General features: G+C 70.5%; 15 protein-coding genes. 6 read left to right on the top strand and 9 right to left on the bottom strand.

The window, feature by feature from the left end; genetic code table 11:
* Positions 1-51 precede the first annotated feature (51 nt).
* Positions 52-507 (bottom strand): hypothetical protein, encoded by a 456-nt coding sequence (locus ACWF99_RS13520; RefSeq protein ID WP_378635369.1) that lies wholly within the window; start codon positions 505-507, stop codon positions 52-54.
* Between the two features lie 132 nt (positions 508-639).
* On the opposite strand from ACWF99_RS13520, the gene ACWF99_RS13525 reads away from it, so the two are divergent.
* A complete protein-coding gene (locus ACWF99_RS13525; RefSeq protein ID WP_378635366.1) occupies positions 640-1,596 on the top strand; it encodes an SDR family NAD(P)-dependent oxidoreductase in 957 nt (318 codons plus the stop codon).
* Positions 1,597-1,633: 37 nt separating this feature from the next.
* On the opposite strand, the gene ACWF99_RS13530 is transcribed toward ACWF99_RS13525, so the two are convergent.
* The 4 genes from ACWF99_RS13530 to ACWF99_RS13545 form a co-directional block, all read right to left on the bottom strand.
* Positions 1,634-2,074: a GNAT family N-acetyltransferase gene (locus tag ACWF99_RS13530; RefSeq protein ID WP_452536080.1), complete on the bottom strand. Its 441-nt coding sequence runs from the start codon at positions 2,072-2,074 to the stop codon at positions 1,634-1,636.
* A gap of 109 nt (positions 2,075-2,183) precedes the next feature.
* Complete coding sequence (locus ACWF99_RS13535) at positions 2,184-3,098, bottom strand: sucrase ferredoxin (RefSeq protein WP_452536603.1); 915 nt, start codon at positions 3,096-3,098, stop codon at positions 2,184-2,186.
* 94 nt (positions 3,099-3,192) lie between these two features.
* Positions 3,193-4,764, bottom strand: a complete 1,572-nt coding sequence (locus ACWF99_RS13540; RefSeq protein WP_378635361.1) for a DNA polymerase Y family protein — start codon at positions 4,762-4,764, stop codon at positions 3,193-3,195.
* A gap of 16 nt (positions 4,765-4,780) precedes the next feature.
* The gene (locus ACWF99_RS13545; RefSeq protein WP_452536082.1) at positions 4,781-5,521 is read right to left on the bottom strand and encodes a hypothetical protein; all 741 of its coding nucleotides are present in this window, start codon (positions 5,519-5,521) and stop codon (positions 4,781-4,783) included.
* A 199-nt stretch (positions 5,522-5,720) separates the two neighbouring features.
* Here ACWF99_RS13545 and ACWF99_RS13550 point away from each other — a divergent pair, with 199 nt between their 5' ends.
* Positions 5,721-6,854: a serine/threonine-protein kinase gene (locus ACWF99_RS13550; protein WP_378635356.1), complete on the top strand. Its 1,134-nt coding sequence runs from the start codon at positions 5,721-5,723 to the stop codon at positions 6,852-6,854.
* A gap of 20 nt (positions 6,855-6,874) precedes the next feature.
* Here ACWF99_RS13550 and ACWF99_RS13555 read toward each other — a convergent pair whose 3' ends face one another.
* Both ACWF99_RS13555 and ACWF99_RS13560 read right to left on the bottom strand, forming a co-directional pair.
* Positions 6,875-7,510 (bottom strand): response regulator, encoded by a 636-nt coding sequence (locus ACWF99_RS13555; protein ID WP_452536605.1) that lies wholly within the window; start codon positions 7,508-7,510, stop codon positions 6,875-6,877.
* A 106-nt stretch (positions 7,511-7,616) separates the two neighbouring features.
* Positions 7,617-8,954: an ATP-binding protein gene (locus ACWF99_RS13560; RefSeq protein WP_378635792.1), complete on the bottom strand. Its 1,338-nt coding sequence runs from the start codon at positions 8,952-8,954 to the stop codon at positions 7,617-7,619.
* 408 nt (positions 8,955-9,362) lie between these two features.
* Between ACWF99_RS13560 and ACWF99_RS13565 the strand changes: the two genes are divergently transcribed.
* The 3 genes from ACWF99_RS13565 (at position 9,363) to ACWF99_RS13575 (ending at position 11,495) form a co-directional block, all read left to right on the top strand.
* Positions 9,363-11,072, top strand: a complete 1,710-nt coding sequence (locus ACWF99_RS13565; RefSeq protein WP_452536084.1) for a PspC domain-containing protein — start codon at positions 9,363-9,365, stop codon at positions 11,070-11,072.
* Entirely contained in the window at positions 11,065-11,277 is a 213-nt protein-coding gene (locus ACWF99_RS13570; RefSeq protein WP_378635349.1) for a hypothetical protein, read from the top strand. The genes ACWF99_RS13565 and ACWF99_RS13570 overlap by 8 nt, the downstream gene beginning before the upstream one ends.
* Positions 11,278-11,360: 83 nt before the next feature.
* A complete protein-coding gene (locus tag ACWF99_RS13575; RefSeq protein ID WP_378635347.1) occupies positions 11,361-11,495 on the top strand; it encodes a hypothetical protein in 135 nt (44 codons plus the stop codon).
* A gap of 1 nt (position 11,496) precedes the next feature.
* Here ACWF99_RS13575 and guaA read toward each other — a convergent pair whose 3' ends face one another.
* Complete coding sequence (gene guaA / locus ACWF99_RS13580) at positions 11,497-13,071, bottom strand: glutamine-hydrolyzing GMP synthase (protein WP_378635344.1); 1,575 nt, start codon at positions 13,069-13,071, stop codon at positions 11,497-11,499.
* 132 nt (positions 13,072-13,203) lie between these two features.
* On the opposite strand from guaA, the gene ACWF99_RS13585 reads away from it, so the two are divergent.
* The gene (locus tag ACWF99_RS13585; RefSeq protein ID WP_378635342.1) at positions 13,204-14,004 is read left to right on the top strand and encodes an alpha/beta fold hydrolase; all 801 of its coding nucleotides are present in this window, start codon (positions 13,204-13,206) and stop codon (positions 14,002-14,004) included.
* A gap of 14 nt (positions 14,005-14,018) precedes the next feature.
* Here ACWF99_RS13585 and ACWF99_RS13590 read toward each other — a convergent pair whose 3' ends face one another.
* Positions 14,019-15,173 (bottom strand): GuaB3 family IMP dehydrogenase-related protein, encoded by a 1,155-nt coding sequence (locus ACWF99_RS13590; protein WP_358126810.1) that lies wholly within the window; start codon positions 15,171-15,173, stop codon positions 14,019-14,021.
* Positions 15,174-15,327: the final 154 nt, after the last annotated feature.

Here is a 15,327-nt window from a genome sequence, read left to right on the forward strand (position 1 = left end):
GCTCCTCTCACGACCCCCGCATCACCACACCCTTTCCCCTTGGCGGACTACTCAATTCGCGGGCAAGCGCTCCATCGACCGCGATTCCAGCGCCGCCTCCACATGGCTCAGCCCGGTGCGGATCACCGCGCCGTAGGCATCGTTGGCGAGCACGTCCAGGTGCCCGCGCGCGATGGCCAATTGCATCCGCGCCATCTCGAAGTCACCGACGCGGCGATGACTGTCGGCCAGGTTCAGATACAGCGAGGGCAGAAACCCGCGCAGCCCCTCATCGAGCGGGATGCCCGGCCCGAACACCGCGGCCAGCGCCCGCTGGTCCCACAGCAACGCACCCTCCGGCAACTCCTGCACATCCGCCAGGTGATGTGCCACCACGCAGCGATGCAACGGGTCGCCGCCTTCCCCTATCTCACTCCACAGCCTGGTCAGCGCCGCGCGCGCCGCATCAGGGTCGCCACCGCCGAGCCGCACCGCGGCATAGATGTCCGCCATCCGATCGTCCGCCATGTGCATCAGTATCGCACATACGTTCGAATATTGGCGAGAGGCATTCGAACATATTTTCGAGTTTCCCGGCGATCCTGGCCCTCTAACTTACTTTGGAGTAAGTTCGAGGCAACGAGCTGCAAAGGAGCAGTGATGTCTCAGGTTTCTCCAGGTGAACGCGGCCGCAAGCGGCGCGATCTCACCGGCAGGCATGTCGTGATCACCGGTGCGTCGTCCGGGATCGGACGGGCCGCCGCACTCTCGGTCGCCGACAAGGGCGGTGTCGTGTTCCTGCTCGCGCGCCGCGCCGACGAACTGGCCGCGGTGGTCGCCGAGATCGTCGACGCGGGCGGGCAGGCCTACGGCTACCCGTGCGATGTCACCGACTCCGAGTCCGTGGACTCGGCCGTCAAGGCGATCCTCGACCAGCACGGCCACGTCGACATGCTGGTCAACAACGCGGGCCGGTCCATCCGCCGCGCCATCCACCGATCCACCGATCGCCTGCACGACTTCGAACGCACCATGGCGGTCAACTACTTCGGCGCGCTGCGGATGACCCTCGCGCTGCTGCCACAGATGCGCGAACGCGGCTTCGGCCACATCGTCAACATCTCCAGCGCCGGCGTGCAGGTGGCCACCCCTCGCTTCGCCGCCTACCTCGCCAGCAAGGCGGCCCTGGACAAGTTCACCGAGGTCGCCTCGGTCGAAACCCTCGCCGACGGAGTCACTTTCACCACCATCCACATGCCGCTGGTGCGCACCCCGATGATCGCCCCCAGCGGCGACCAGGGGCCGTCCGAATCCCCCGAGTGGGCTGCGGGCACGATCGTGCGCGCCCTCACCGAACGTCCCAAACGCATCGATGTCCCCCTCGGCACCCTCGCCGAATACGGCGGCATCATCACCCCCAAACTCCGCGACCGCATCCTGCACCGCTACTACCGCGCGCTGCCGGATTCCCCTGCGGCCAAGGGCGAATCGGCCGAAGACACCCCGGCCCCCGCACCGGTCCCCCGGGCAGATCCGAAAACCCCTTCCGCCGCCCGAAAAGCCACCGGCACCGCCCTGCGCCGCGCGGCCCGCTGGGTACCCGGCACACACTGGTGACCCCCCGGGTAGCACAGCTCCCGGGTCCGCTCGCGATTCACTGCAGGTCGAGGGTGAAGTGGTGGGCGGTGATGGCCAGGTGACGGCGCATGTAGAGACGATGGGCGGCGGCTCGGGTAGGGCCGACGCCGGAGTCCAGGTGGACCCCCGTGCACCGCAGACGCCGAGCTTCGGCGGTGAGCCAGTCGAGCAGACTGTCGGCATGGCCTCGACCGCGCGCCGCGGGAAGGGTGGAGACATCGTCGATGTAGAGGTGGTGGCCCCAGGCGGTGGAGCGGGATTCGCGGAACCCTGCCACCGATAGCGCCGCAGGGGAACCCGTTTCGAAGACCCCGATGAGACGGTAGCCCGCGGGGCGGAGTTCGTTGTCGATGAACTCGGTCAGGCGCGATGCCGTCTCCCACCGTGAGCGAAGCTCCAGTAGCGCCGGGCCCGCCAGCTCGGTTTCGTCCTCGCCGATTTCCCGGATGTCGATCATGGAGTCGACGTTAAGCCCGTCGGATGACGCACGGGAGGGCCACCGCGCCGTAGTTCCAGTAGTCCACTGTGGCGCTTGCCCGGAAGCCGAGTCGTCCGCAGTCGATGAGTCAGTGATCCGTGGGGCGTTCGGACAGCGCGGGAAGTTGTTCTATCGCAGCGGGTTCCAAGTAGGTAGCCGGCTTGGGGGCGGCGCCGCAGCTGGCTTGGCGCGGAGCGGCGGGGACGGTACGGGCGGTGACGCGCCAGCGGCGGCCGTCGCGGTGGGTGACGATGGCGGCGCCCGCCACGGTCGGGTCGTGCGTGGGGGCCGGGTCGGGCTGGACGGTGAGAGCGGTGGCATCGGCCGGGACCTGCTCGCGCACAGCCACTTCGGCGAGCTGGGAGATCGGGGGGTAGCAGCTGCGGCCACGGAGACCGGTCAGGGCGACCTCGTCGGCGTCGGCCGCTGCGAGCATCGCCTTGGCGGCGGTGGCGTCGACGCGGCCGTAGGTGAGGCCGGAGGGAAGCAGGACAACCGCGGGGGCGAAACGGTGACCACCGGTGTGCGAGGCCTCCCAGACCCGGCCCGGGTAGTCGGCGGCAAGGGCGGCGGCGATCGGGCGGCCCAGCAGGGCACAGCACTGGTCGCGTTTGCCGTGCGCGCAGACCAGCACCACCGGATCATCCACGCGCACACCGATTCCCGGCGCCGGACCATCGACGAGATGCAGGTCGATGTCGAAGAGCTGGCGCAAGTCGGTGATCTCGAACCGCTCGCACCAGGAGCCCTCCGGCCGCGAACTGACCAGCAGCACAGTGCGGGTACCGGTGAACTCGTTGCGGCCGGGGCGGCGGATCAGCGTCGGCCGGACCTGCGCCGCCGACGTACGCGCCGCGAGTTCGGCGGTGATCTCCGGACCGAGCACTTCATCACCGATCACATCACCGCCCCACGCACCGGGATGCTCGATACACAGCCATCCGGTGAAATGTCCCGCGGTACCGAGCAGCGGAAGATCGGCAGCGGCCGCCGTACACAACATGCCCTCGAACGGGTTCACAGCGCTCCTCCCACGACCGAGCCTTCCGGGGCTGTCCCGGACAAGCGTCGTTTCACTCTAGAACCGGGTCGGTGGGCTACTCGTAGACGCCCTCGGCATGCCATTGCATCGCGTCGTAGACGAGCAGGACAGCGCGGATCTCGGTGGGGTCGGCATCGAGCTGGACTTGGACGCGCACGGCCAGGGAGGTGGGCTCTGCCGTGGACCACCAGCGTTCGGTGATCGGCCAGGGGCCCGCCCAGCCCAGCAGCGCCCACTGCTTGCTGCCCCAGCGCAGACGGGTGGGGACGGCGGTGAACAGGCCACGATCGGTGACCAGGACGGGGGCGCCGTCGGCGGCGCTCAGGTGCACGACCGGACGGTGCAGCAGGAGCAGGGTGGGAGCGGGTTCGGGGAGGCGGCCCGGCCAGGGCTGGGTGGGGTCGGCGGCGGGGGTCAGCTCGTCACCGAGGGCGATCATGGTGATGCGTTCGGCGGGCCCGCGCCCGCCGCTGAGCACGCCGATGCGGACGGCTTCGCCACCGAGCAGCCCCTGCACGCGCACCAGGGCGCGGCGGGCGCGCTCGGTTTCCTCGCCCTCACCACCCCACAGACCGAGTTGCAGAGCACCGGCAGCGACCACCTCGACCGGTTCCAGTGTGAGCGCGACGATCGGGCCGGTGGGGCGGGCGCGGTGGGTGAGCCAGCCGTCGAGTTGCCAGCGGACGCGGTCGGCGGTGTCGGCCGGGGTGAGTGGGCGAGCACAGCGCCAGATCCTGGTGAGCTCCTCGCCCGTCTCGGTGCGCGCGGTCACGGCGAGCCGGGTGCACGCCACTCCCGCCGCCGACAGCACCGTGTGCAGCCGGGTGGACAGCTGCCTACCCGCGAAAGCGGCCGCGTCGACCCGGTCGATGGGCGGGTCGCAGGCCAGCTCGACGGTCAGCTCCGGAGCGGGGCGGCGCGCCGACGGTGGACGTTCCGGCAGGGCGCGGGCAGTGCGATGGGCGAGCACGGCGTCGGCGCCGAACCGGGAGGCCACTTCGGCGGGAGACAGGCGCGCGAAGTCGCCGATGCGGCGCAAACCCAAGCGGCGCAGCAGGTCGACCAGCTCCGCGCGCTGCGGTGCGGCCAGGCTCGGCTCCACCGCCAGCTCCGAGACCGGCAGCCCGGCGAGGAACTTCGCGCCCTCCCCCGGAGCCACGATCGCCCCGCGCCTCGCCGCGATCACCGCTGTCGACATGGCATCGGCGATCCCGATCTGCGCCTCGGCTCCCGCCACGGCGACCGCGTCGATCAACCGCACCACCGCGGCCTCCTCGGAGCCGAAATACCGTGCGGCACCGCGTGCCCCGAGCACGATGAGCCCGGGCCGCAACACCTCGACGCCCGGCACCGTCTCGTCGACAGCGCCGACCACCGGCTCGAACAATCGCGCGTCCCGATCCGGATCATCCTGCACGACAACAAGCTCCGGGCAACATCCCTGCGCATCCCGCCGCCGCATCCCCCGGCGCACACCCTCGGCCCGCGCGATCGCCGAACACGCCACCACCGAACTCCCCCGCAACACCGCGATCGGCCGCTCCGCCGACACCCCCTCCACCGCGGCCGCCGCCACCGCGGGCCAGTCCAGGCACCACACCGCCAGCACCCGATCAACACGCGTCACGACGACAGGTCGGCGGTCATGAGACAGCCTCGTGTAGTGCGGTGACTTCCGTTGCGCCGCTGACGGTTTCGCGTGGCAGCCATTCGGTGCGGCCGACCTGGGCGCACAGGTCCATGCGGCCGTGGCGGGTCTGGCCCGCCTTCGCGCTCACGCGCACGTCGAGGCAGACCGAGCGCAGACGGCCGCGACCGGGGCCGAGGCCGCGGTACCCGGTGACGCGGGAGTCCAGGCGCAGAGTCGGGTTGGCCCATTCGCCCGCGACCACCAGGGTGGCGCCGCGATTGCGGGCGCGGGCGGCGAGGACGCGGCAGCGCGACGGGGGAACAGCGAGGCCGCCGAGACCGAGGACTACCAGGTCGAGGCCGTCGAGCAGGACCGCGGCCACTTCGGCGGGGTCGGGGCCGGGGTCGGTGATCACCGCCAACCGGGACAGCTCGGCACCCATCTCGGCAGCGGCCAGCAAACCGAGCCGGGGCAGGCCGACGACCGCGGCGTGGCCGCCGCTCCCGGTAACCGCGGCGAGCATCCCCGTCAGCAGGGAGTGTGCGCCGGTGTAGGCGACGACCGCGCCTTTCGGCAGCCCACCATCGGGCAACAGATCGGCGAGCGGGGGCGGAACAGGCAGCAGATCTCGGCGTAGTGGCTGCTCACGTGGCATATGTCCGGTCGCGGACTCACCACGTCCCGGCACTGCGGCCATCCGCCTGCGCAGCTCGTCGATCATGCCCGCACCGGGCGACAACGCTTCCGAACCCATCAACACCACCTACTTCCACGATGGACCCGCGAGCGGAAAACCGCCCTGCGCCGAAACGGCAGCACCGTTTCAGCTATCGATCGTATTCGAATATACGTTCGATAGCGACCAGCCTGACACCCACCCCCACCCCGTGTCCACCGCGCAGCACCCCGGAGATCCCGGCCAGTCAGCGCCATATTCGGCTACCCTCGCACCCGTGACCGAACGTGCTCGCCCCCATATCGGCCCCGACTACCTGGTCGCGGGTCGCTACCGCCTGCAGTCCAAGCTGGGCGGGGGTGGCATGGGTGCGGTCTGGCTCGCGACCGATCGGTTGCTGAACCGGGAAGTCGCGATCAAGCAGGTGCTGTCCACCGCCGGACTGAGCGCGGCCGAGGCCGAGCGAATCCGCAGCGCCATCGTGCACGAGGGCCGGGTGGCCGCCAAGCTGTCGCACATCCACGCCGTCGCCGTGCACGACGTGGTGATCGAGGCGGGCGAGCCGTGGCTCGTCATGGAGTACTTACCCTCGCGCAGCGTGGCCAAGGCGCTCGCGCTGGTCGACACGCTGCCCGCGGTCGAGGTCGCCCAGATCGGCGCGCAGGTCGCCGACGCGCTGGCCGCCGCGCACGCCGCGGGCATCGTGCACCGCGATATCAAGCCGGGCAACATCCTCGTCGCCGACCGCGGCAACAGTGTGGGCCTGGCCAAACTCAGCGACTTCGGCATCTCGCGCGGCGCCGGCGACACCCAGGGTGACGAACCCGACGGTGTGATCACCGGCACCCCCGCCTACCTGCCGCCCGAGGTCGCGCGCGGCGCCCGGCCCACCGAGGCCAGCGACGTGTTCTCCCTCGGCGCCACCCTCTACACCGCACTCGAAGGCCAGCCGCCGTTCGGTTTCGACTCCGACGAGCACGACGTCGTCGCCGCGGCCGCGATGGGCCGGATCATCCCGCCCACCCGCAGCGGCATCCTCACCCAGCCGCTGCTGCACATGCTCGAGCCCGCGCCGCAGCGCCGCCCCACCATGGCCGAGGCCCGCGACGAAATCCTCACCGCCGCCTTCGGGCCCGGCACCGGCGCCTACATCCTCGGTGTGCCGCTGCGCACCGAGGACGGCACCATTCCGGCCTGGTCCACCCGTAACTCCGCCAGCGGCCTGCGTAGCCCCAATTCCTCCCCCCTCCCGCGCCCGCACCGCGCGCCGGTGGGCGCCACCGCCGCCGCACCCCAGCAGCGCACCGGCAGCTTCGTCGACAACCTCCCCAACGGCGCCCCCCTCGCCATCGGCGCGGGCGTGCTGATCGGCTTGATCATCCTGATCGCGATCATCATCGCCGTGATGTAGAGCCGCGGCCCTACCGCGCTTCACTCGATGCGGCGCCGATGAGCCCATCGAGTCAGCGCGTTCCGGTTCGACTGTTGCGTCTTACGAAGCACATTCGACGCGTGCGTCTCCACGGTCTTCACCGAGATGAACAGGGATTCGGCGATCTCCCGATAGGTGTAACCACGCGCCAGCAAGCGCAGCACCTCCAGCTCGCGCGGGGTGAGTGAATCCAATTCGGGATCGAGCGGCGGCTCGGGGACCGGCGAGCGCCCGGTGAACGAATCGAGCACGAACCCGGCCAGCCGCGGACTGAACACCGCGTCCCCACCCGCGACCCGGCGGATACCGTCGGCCAGCTCGGCACCGGAAATCGTCTTGGTGACGTACCCGCGCGCCCCCGCCCGGATCACCGCGATCACATCCTCGGCCGCGTCGGACACACTCAGCGCCAAACACACCGGCCCCGTGACGATCCCGCTCAGCACCGCCACTCCACCACCGTCGGGCATGTGCACGTCGAGCAGCACCACGTCCGGCTTCGTGGCATCGATCCCGGCGATCGCCTCGGCCACCGCCCCGGCCTCACCGACGACCTCCATATCGGTCTCCCGGCTCAGCTCGGCCCGCACCCCCGACCGGAAAACCGCGTGATCGTCGACCAGGAACACCCGCACACTCACTACAAGACTCCTCATTCGAACCGCTCGATCGACCTGCTGTCATCGGTACCACACCGCGGCGTCCGGGCGCCGAGATCGGCCCGGGTCGGTGCGATCGCGCTCAGTGATCGGCCGGATGATCCCGTGCCGGCGCGTGGTCATCCTGGTCGGCGACGGCCGGCACGTCGTCGCCGGCGACCTCGTCCGGCTCGGAGGTCCCGGAGTCGGTGCGCGGCATGACGATCCGTACCTCGGTGCCACGCCCGAGGGTCGAGTCGATCACGGCCGTACCGCCTCGGCGCTCGATCCTGGCGCAGATCGACTTGGCCACCCCGCGCCGATCGGCAGGCACCGCCGACACGTCGAAACCGGCGCCACGGTCGCGCACGAAGATGCTCACCTGGTGGGGTTCGGTCTCGGCGAACAGGTCGATCTCGGGGACCTCGGCGTGCTTGGCGGCGTTGACCAGCGCCTCACGGGTGGCGCCGAGCAGGGCGGTGAAATGTTCCTTGGGCAGGCCCGCGCCGGTGTCGCCGGGGTCCATCGCCACATCGCCGACGGTGACCGGGGTGACCTTCACACCGTGCTGGTCCTCCACTTCGCCCGCGATGGTGCGCAGCGCGGTGGCCAGGCTCGACTGGGCGGGCGCGGTGTCGTCGAAGAGCCACTTGCGTAGTTCGCGCTCCTGGCTGCGGGCCAGGCGAAGCACCTCCTGCGGATCCTCGGCCTGGCGCTGGATCAGCGCGAGCGTCTGCAATACCGAATCGTGCAGGTGCGAGGCGATCTCCTCGCGTTCCTCGTTGCGGATACGGGCGCCGCGCTCGGCGTTGAGCGCGCGAACCATGCGCAGCCACAGCGGCACCGTCAGCAGACCCGCGCCGACCAGGGTGACCGCCACCGCGATCAGCGCCGACCCGAGCGAACTGAGATCGATCCTGGCCAGCACCACCACACCGAGCCCCACCACGATCAGCGTCGCCCCGGCCACGATGCGCGACCAGGTGACCACCGAGGGACGCGCGGGCAGCCCGAACAGGGCCCGCGGCCCCGGCGCGGCGACATCGTATTCGCGCCATACCAGCGCGGCACCGACCGCCACCACCACGATCGGCGCGATCACCTTCGCCGCGGTCCCCTGGAACAGCCACCCCACCGTCACCGCGAGTCCGAGCCCGAGCAGGGCGAGCCCGATCGCCTGCCTGCGCTCGTCGCCGGTCGGTTTCGCCGCGTCCGCGCCACCCGGAGTGAAGATCCACAGCAGCCCGTACGCCACCAGTCCCGCACCGACCAGCGCGGACAGCAACACGAACGCCAGCCGCACCTTGATCACGTCGACACCGAGATGGTCGGCCAGACCACCCGCTACGCCACCCACCACCCGCCCACCACTGCGGCGGACCAGGCGCGGGGTCTCGGGCACCGGCGCACCCACCGGCTCGGGGCCGGGTACGGGCAGCATGGGCCGATAGCCGCGCGGCACGCCATAACCCTGCGGATACTGGCCGTAACCCGGCGCGGCCCGATACTGCGGCGGCTGCGCGTAGTGCTGCGGCGCCCCATAGACCGCCGGCTCACCCCCGAACGCGCGCTCCACGAAACCACGCGGCCGTTGCCGACCGAACCGCGGATTCGCCGCGGCCCCCGGCCCGTCGGAAGGCCATGGGTGGGTGGCGTTGTTCCCGGCGGCGGCGCCGGGCCCGGACGGGGTCGCAGACCCCTGGGCGGCAGTGCGGGCGGGAACAGACGGATCCATGCTCTCGATACTGGCACGCATCGGGCGGGGTGGGCATCGGGAACATCCCTGAGATCAAATTATCAGGGTTACCCCCGATGTGCGGAAGGGGTGGCTCGGCACACCATGGATGGCATGAGCAGAACGAGCTTCGCCGACCAGGTTCACCAGATGTGGCAGACGCGGCCCGTCCGGCTGCCTCGGCAAGGGCCGATCGCCGGCGTGGCGGCGGGGTTCGGGATGCGGTACGGGGTGGATCCGGTGCTCGTGCGGGTGGCCTTCGTGGTGTCGACGATCTTCGGCGGGGCCGGGATCGTGCTGTACCTGCTGGCCTGGCTGGTGCTGGGGTCGGCGGGTAACGAGATGTCGGCGGCGCAGGCCCTGTCGGCCCACGATCGAGGTTCGCATTCGCAGACCAAGACGATCGTGTTGATCGTCGCGCTGGCTATCGCCGTGTCGACCATGGGGCCGATCGGGCTGGGTATGGGCGGGTCCGGGGTGGTCAGCATGGGGCTGATGCTCGCGGGCTGGTGGATGCTGTATCTGCGTCATCCCGAGCTGCCCGCGGGGTTCGACGCCTACCGCGCTCCGCTGGGCACGACGGGCTACCCGGGCGCGGGCTATCCGACCGGGGTCCCGGTGCGCGGCTACCCGTACAACCCGGAGGTACCGCCGACGGGGATGTACACGCCCTACACGAAACTCCCCGACGCCTACGTTCCCGATCCGGCACTCGCCCGCGAGGAAACCCGCATGGCCACAGCCGAATCCACGCCGCTCCTGCGAGTCGACGCGACCGACACGGTCGTTCTGCGCAAGGACATCGACGAATCGGGCAGCGCTGCTGAGGATTCCGTCGAGACCACTCGGATCGCGGTGACACCGGCCCCCGTCGAACGCGGACAAGAGGATCCGGACAACCGCGAAGTCGCCTCGGACGCCGTGTCGGATACGAGCGAGCAGGCGGGGGATTCGGCTCCACCCGTCGATCTCGACAAGCGGGCGGACAGCTCGAAATCCGAGGTCGTCGAGCCGGCCGACGCCGACGAGAGCATGCGGCCCGCCGCGCAACCACAGGCGAACGACGCCGGTGCTACCGCCGTGCTGCGCAAGGACCTCCCCGGAACCATCTCTTCCGCACCGGAGCCCCCGCGGATCAACGCGCAGGTGCCCAACGGCTGGGATCCGCTCGCCGTCGCCCCCCTCGCCTGGGAACTTCCGGAAGCGGCACCCCGCTACGCACCTGTCGCGCCACCGGCACCGAAACGTCCACGCTCCCGGCTCACCCCGGTCACCATCGGCCTGGCGATCCTGGCCGCGGCGCTGGCGGGTGCGGCAGCGGCATCGGGCGTCGAATGGATGACCCCCGCACGGATCGCGGCCTTCGCCTTGGCCGTAGTCGGACTCGGCCTCGTCGTCGGCGCGTTCCTGCGGCGCGGGTACGGGCTGCTGATACTCACCGCCCCGCTGGCCGGGTTCGTGGTGCTGGCCTCTCTGATCGGGCCGATCGACTTCAGCGAAACCGCCGTCGGCGACCGTGTCTGGGCGCCGACCTCGGTCACCGAGTTGCAGCCCCGCTACGCCCTCGACATCGGTTCGGGCACGCTGGATCTGCGCGGTCTGGACCTCACCGAGTCACGCAGCGTCGAAGTCGCGGTGAACATCGGTGACGCGAAAGTGCAACTGCCAGAAGGGATGACGGTGAACATGACGTGTGACATCCGAGTAGCCGACTCCAACTCGACCTGCAAAGACGGACTGAGCGGACCGAACTCCCCCGGCGCCCCGGTCCTCGACCTGCACGTCAAGATGCACCTGGGTGACGCGGTGGTGACCCGTGGCTGATCCGACCGGCACCGAGCCCGCCCGCCGACCCGCCTTCACCCTGCTGACCATCGGCCTGATCGCACTGGCCGTGAGCGTCTGGGCACTGCTGGGCGCACCCACCCCCGACGACGGCGGGATCCTGCCCATCGGCTGGGGCGTGGTGATCGCGGCCATCGTCATCGGCCTGCTGCTCACGCTGGCCCCCAGCCGTAAACACCACTGACCGAGGACAACCCAGGACACAGCAATGGCCCGTCATCACGACGGGCCATTGCTGTTGACGGGACCAGTTGAAGGACAAGGGCAATGGACGAATCCGAGAAGAGACCGGAAACCCCACTGGCGAAGGTCCTGCCACCGGTCACCCACCGGCCGCACACCGGCGGCTTCCTCCTGGGCAGGCTCCTGCTCACCCAGGCGGCGCCGCCGCGGCCGGCCTAGGTCACTCCCACTCGATGGTGCCCGGCGGCTTGCTCGTCACGTCGAGGACCACGCGGTTGACCTCGGCCACCTCGTTGGTGATGCGCGTCGAGATCCGTTCCAGCACGTCGTAGGGCAGCCGGGTCCAGTCCGCGGTCATCGCGTCCTCGCTCGACACCGGACGCAGCACGATCGGGTGACCGTAGGTGCGGCCGTCGCCCTGCACACCGACCGAACGCACGTCGGCCAGCAGCACGACCGGGCACTGCCAGATCTGTTTGTCCAGGTCGGCCGCGGTGAGCTCCTCGCGGGCGATGGCGTCGGCCTGACGGAGCAGGTCGAGCCGGTCGGCGGTCACCTCGCCGACGATGCGGATCGCGAGGCCGGGGCCCGGGAACGGCTGGCGCGCAACGATTTCCTCGGGCAGCCCGAGTTCACGGCCGACCGCGCGGACCTCGTCCTTGAACAGCAGGCGCAGCGGCTCGACCAGATCGAACTCGAGGTCGTCGGGCAGGCCACCGACATTGTGGTGGCTCTTGATGTTCGCGGTGCCGGTGCCGCCGCCGGATTCGACGACGTCCGGGTACAGGGTGCCCTGGACCAGGAATTCGACCTTCGGCGCGGCGCCCGCGGCAGCGCCCTCCTCGAGCACGATGCCCGCGACCGCGTCTTCGAAGGAGCGGATGAACTCGCGGCCGATGATCTTGCGCTTCTCCTCGGGATCGGAGACGCCCTTCAGCTCGCCGAGGAACTTGTCCACCGCGTCGACGGTCACCAGCTTGGCGCCGGTCGCGGCGACGAAGTCCTGCTGGACCTGCTCGCGCTCGCCGGCCCGCAGCAGACCGTGGTCGACGAACACACAGGTGAGCCGGTCACCGATCGCGCGCTGCACCAGCGCGGCCGCCACGGCGGAGTCGACACCGCCGGACAGGCCACAGATGGCGTGCCCGTCACCGATCTGCTCGCGCACGCTCTCGATCAGCGACTCGGCGATATTGGCCGGGGTCCACTGCGCGGGGATGCCCGCGAGCTCGTGCAGGAAGCGGCTGAGCACCTGCTGGCCGTGCGGGGAGTGCAGCACCTCGGGGTGGTACTGCACACCGGCCAGGCGCCGCGCACGGTCCTCGAACGCGGCCACGGGCGCACCCGCGGTGGTACCGGTGACCTCGAAGCCCTCGGGGGCGTCGGTCACCGCGTCACCGTGCGACATCCACACCGGCTGGATGGTCGGCAGGCCGCCGTGCAGCACACCGCCGTCGATGTTCAGCTCGGTGCGGCCGTATTCGCGGGTGCCGGTTTCCGACACGGTGCCGCCGAGCGCCTGAGCCATGGCCTGGAAGCCGTAGCAGATGCCGAACACGGGCACGCCGAGATCGAACAGCCGAGCGTCGAGTTGCGGTGCGCCCTCGGCGTACACACTCGACGGACCACCGGACAGGATCACGGCCAACGGCTGCTTGTCGGCGATCTCTTCCACGGTCATCGTATGGGGAATCACCTCGGAGAACACCCGCGCCTCACGCACCCGTCGGGCGATCAGCTGGGCGTACTGCGCGCCGAAGTCGACGACGAGGACCGGTCTCTGAGTATCTGCCACCGCCACAGTTTAGTGACGGGGTGCGGCGAGCAAGCAGCGGGCATCGCCGGAGGCCGGACTCGCCGTAGTGACTGTGCACGACGCGCCCCCATTCTTGGGCGTGGCGCGGCGGCTCTGGCTATCCTCGTGCTCGTGCCATTCGCCCGCGCGATCGATGCCGACATCTACTACGAGGACAGCGGTGGCACCGGTCCGGTGGTGTTGCTCGCCCATGAATTCTTCATGGATCGCACGATGTTCGCCTCGCAGCAGGCCGCGCTCGCACCCGAATTCCGGATCGTCGCCTGGGACGCGCGCGGTCACGGCCGCACCAGAGACCAGCGGTTGCCCTTCACCTACTGGACGGCGGCCCGGGACGCGCTGACGGTGCTCGACTCGATCGGCGTCGAACGCGCGATCGTCGGCGGGACGGCGCAAGGGGGCTTCACAGCATTGCGGACCGCGTTGGTCGCACCCGACCGGGTCGCCGCGCTGATCTTGATCAGCACCGAGGCGCACGGGCCGACCCTCGACCAGTCGACCGCCACCCAGCGATTCCTCGACGAGTGGCACGACCGCAGCTCCCGCGAGGAAGCCGCGGGCCGACTGGCCGACTGGCTCATCGGCGACGACACCTGGTACCGCGACATCTGGACCCGCCGCTGGGTCGGCGACGCCCACAGCGGGCTCGACGCCGCCGTCGGCTGCCTACTCGGGCGCGATTCGGTACTCGACCGACTACGCGAGATCACCTGCCCGGCACTGATCATCCACGCCACGCAGAGCGGCATCGCGGGCGACCGGGCCCGCACGCTGGCGGACGGGCTCACCGCCTCCACCTTCGTGGAGATCGATGGCGCCCGTCTCGCCGTCACGATGACGCACCCGGAACCGGTCAATACCGCGATCTCCCGGTTCCTGCGGGATCGGGTCTCACTGGCCCACGTTCGTTAGCGCGGGGCGGCCTGTCAGCGGACGCTGAGCCCGACCTTCTGGAATTCCTTGAGGTCGGAGTAGCCGGCCTTGGCCATCGAACGGCGAAGGCCGCCGACCAGGTTCAGCGAGCCGAACGGGTCGTCGGAGGGACCGTAGAGCACGCGCTCGAGGCTCGGGCGGGCCACCGCGCCGTCGGGGCCGTCCAGCCAGGCCTCGTCGACCGGCAGGAACGAACCGCGCGGCACCGAGGGGTGCGCGGTCGCCGAGGGCCAGTACCAGCCACGACCGGGCGCCTCCGCCGACGCCGACAGCGGCACACCGAGCATCACAGCGTCGGCGCCACAGGCGATGGCCTTGGCCAGCTGACCCGAGGTGGCCACGTCACCGTCGGCGATGACGTGCACGTACCGGCCGCCGGTTTCGTCGAGGTAATCGCGACGGGCCGCGGCCGCGTCGGCGATCGCGGTCGCCATCGGCACGCCGATGCCGAGCACCTCACCGGTGGTGGTGGCGCCGGGGAACGAGCCGTAGCCGACGATGACACCCGCCGCGCCGGTGCGCATCAGGTGCAGCGCGGTGCGGTGATCGCTCACACCACCGGCCACGACCGGCACATCCAGCTCGGCGATGAAAGTCTTGAGGTTCAGCGGCTCCTCGCCACCCACGTGCTCGGCGGAGATGATGGTGCCCTGCACGACCAGCAGGTCGATGCCGGCCTGGAGCAGCGCCGGGGTCAGCGCGCGGGCGTTCTGCGGGCTCACGCGCACCGAGGTGGTCACCCCGGCCGCCCGGACCTGCGCGACGGCGGCGGCCAGCAGGTCGGGCTGCATCGGCGCGGCGTGCAGTTCCTGCAGCAGCGAGATGGCCTTTTCGTAACCCCCCTTGTCGACCAGATCGAGCAGCTGGTCGATCTTGGCCTGCACGTCGGCGTGGCGGGCCCAGAGGCCTTCACCGTTGATCACACCGAGGCCACCCTGGCGACCCAGCTCGATCGCGAACTCGGGCGAGACCAGCGCGTCGGTGGGGTGCGCGAGCACCGGGATCTCGAAACGGTAGGCATCGAGCTGCCACGCCAGCGAGACCAGCTTGGACGAACGCGTCCGCCGCGAGGGCACGATATCGACGTCGTCGAGCTCATAGGTCCGACGGGCGACCCTGCCCATACCGATTTCGACCATGTCACGCACAGTTGCTCCTGTGTTTTTGGAGCGCTGGCGCGCTCGAGTTCGCGGCCACCACGGGCCGCCGGTGAGCCACCCCCGCGTTCGCCAAGTGCGCCCACGCCGCGGCGCCGGTCCGCCGGCCCCCCCGCCCAACCCCCCGGGTCCGGGGGCCCGCCCC

This window comes from Nocardia sp. NPDC055002 (assembly GCF_053608825.1).

What these genes read in the sequence shown, in the direction of transcription:
- ACWF99_RS13520 (WP_378635369.1), bottom strand. Translation starts at nt 507, where the DNA reads ATGGCGGACGATCGGATGGCGGACATCTATGCCGCGGTGCGGCTCGGC.
- ACWF99_RS13525 (WP_378635366.1), top strand. Translation starts at nt 640, where the DNA reads ATGTCTCAGGTTTCTCCAGGTGAACGCGGCCGCAAGCGGCGCGATCTC.
- ACWF99_RS13530 (WP_452536080.1), bottom strand. Translation starts at nt 2,074, where the DNA reads ATGATCGACATCCGGGAAATCGGCGAGGACGAAACCGAGCTGGCGGGC.
- ACWF99_RS13535 (WP_452536603.1), bottom strand. Translation starts at nt 3,098, where the DNA reads ATGTTGTGTACGGCGGCCGCTGCCGATCTTCCGCTGCTCGGTACCGCG.
- ACWF99_RS13545 (WP_452536082.1), bottom strand. Translation starts at nt 5,521, where the DNA reads ATGGGTTCGGAAGCGTTGTCGCCCGGTGCGGGCATGATCGACGAGCTG.
- ACWF99_RS13560 (WP_378635792.1), bottom strand. Translation starts at nt 8,954, where the DNA reads ATGCTGCCCGTACCCGGCCCCGAGCCGGTGGGTGCGCCGGTGCCCGAG.
- ACWF99_RS13565 (WP_452536084.1), top strand. Translation starts at nt 9,363, where the DNA reads ATGAGCAGAACGAGCTTCGCCGACCAGGTTCACCAGATGTGGCAGACG.
- ACWF99_RS13575 (WP_378635347.1), top strand. Translation starts at nt 11,361, where the DNA reads ATGGACGAATCCGAGAAGAGACCGGAAACCCCACTGGCGAAGGTCCTG.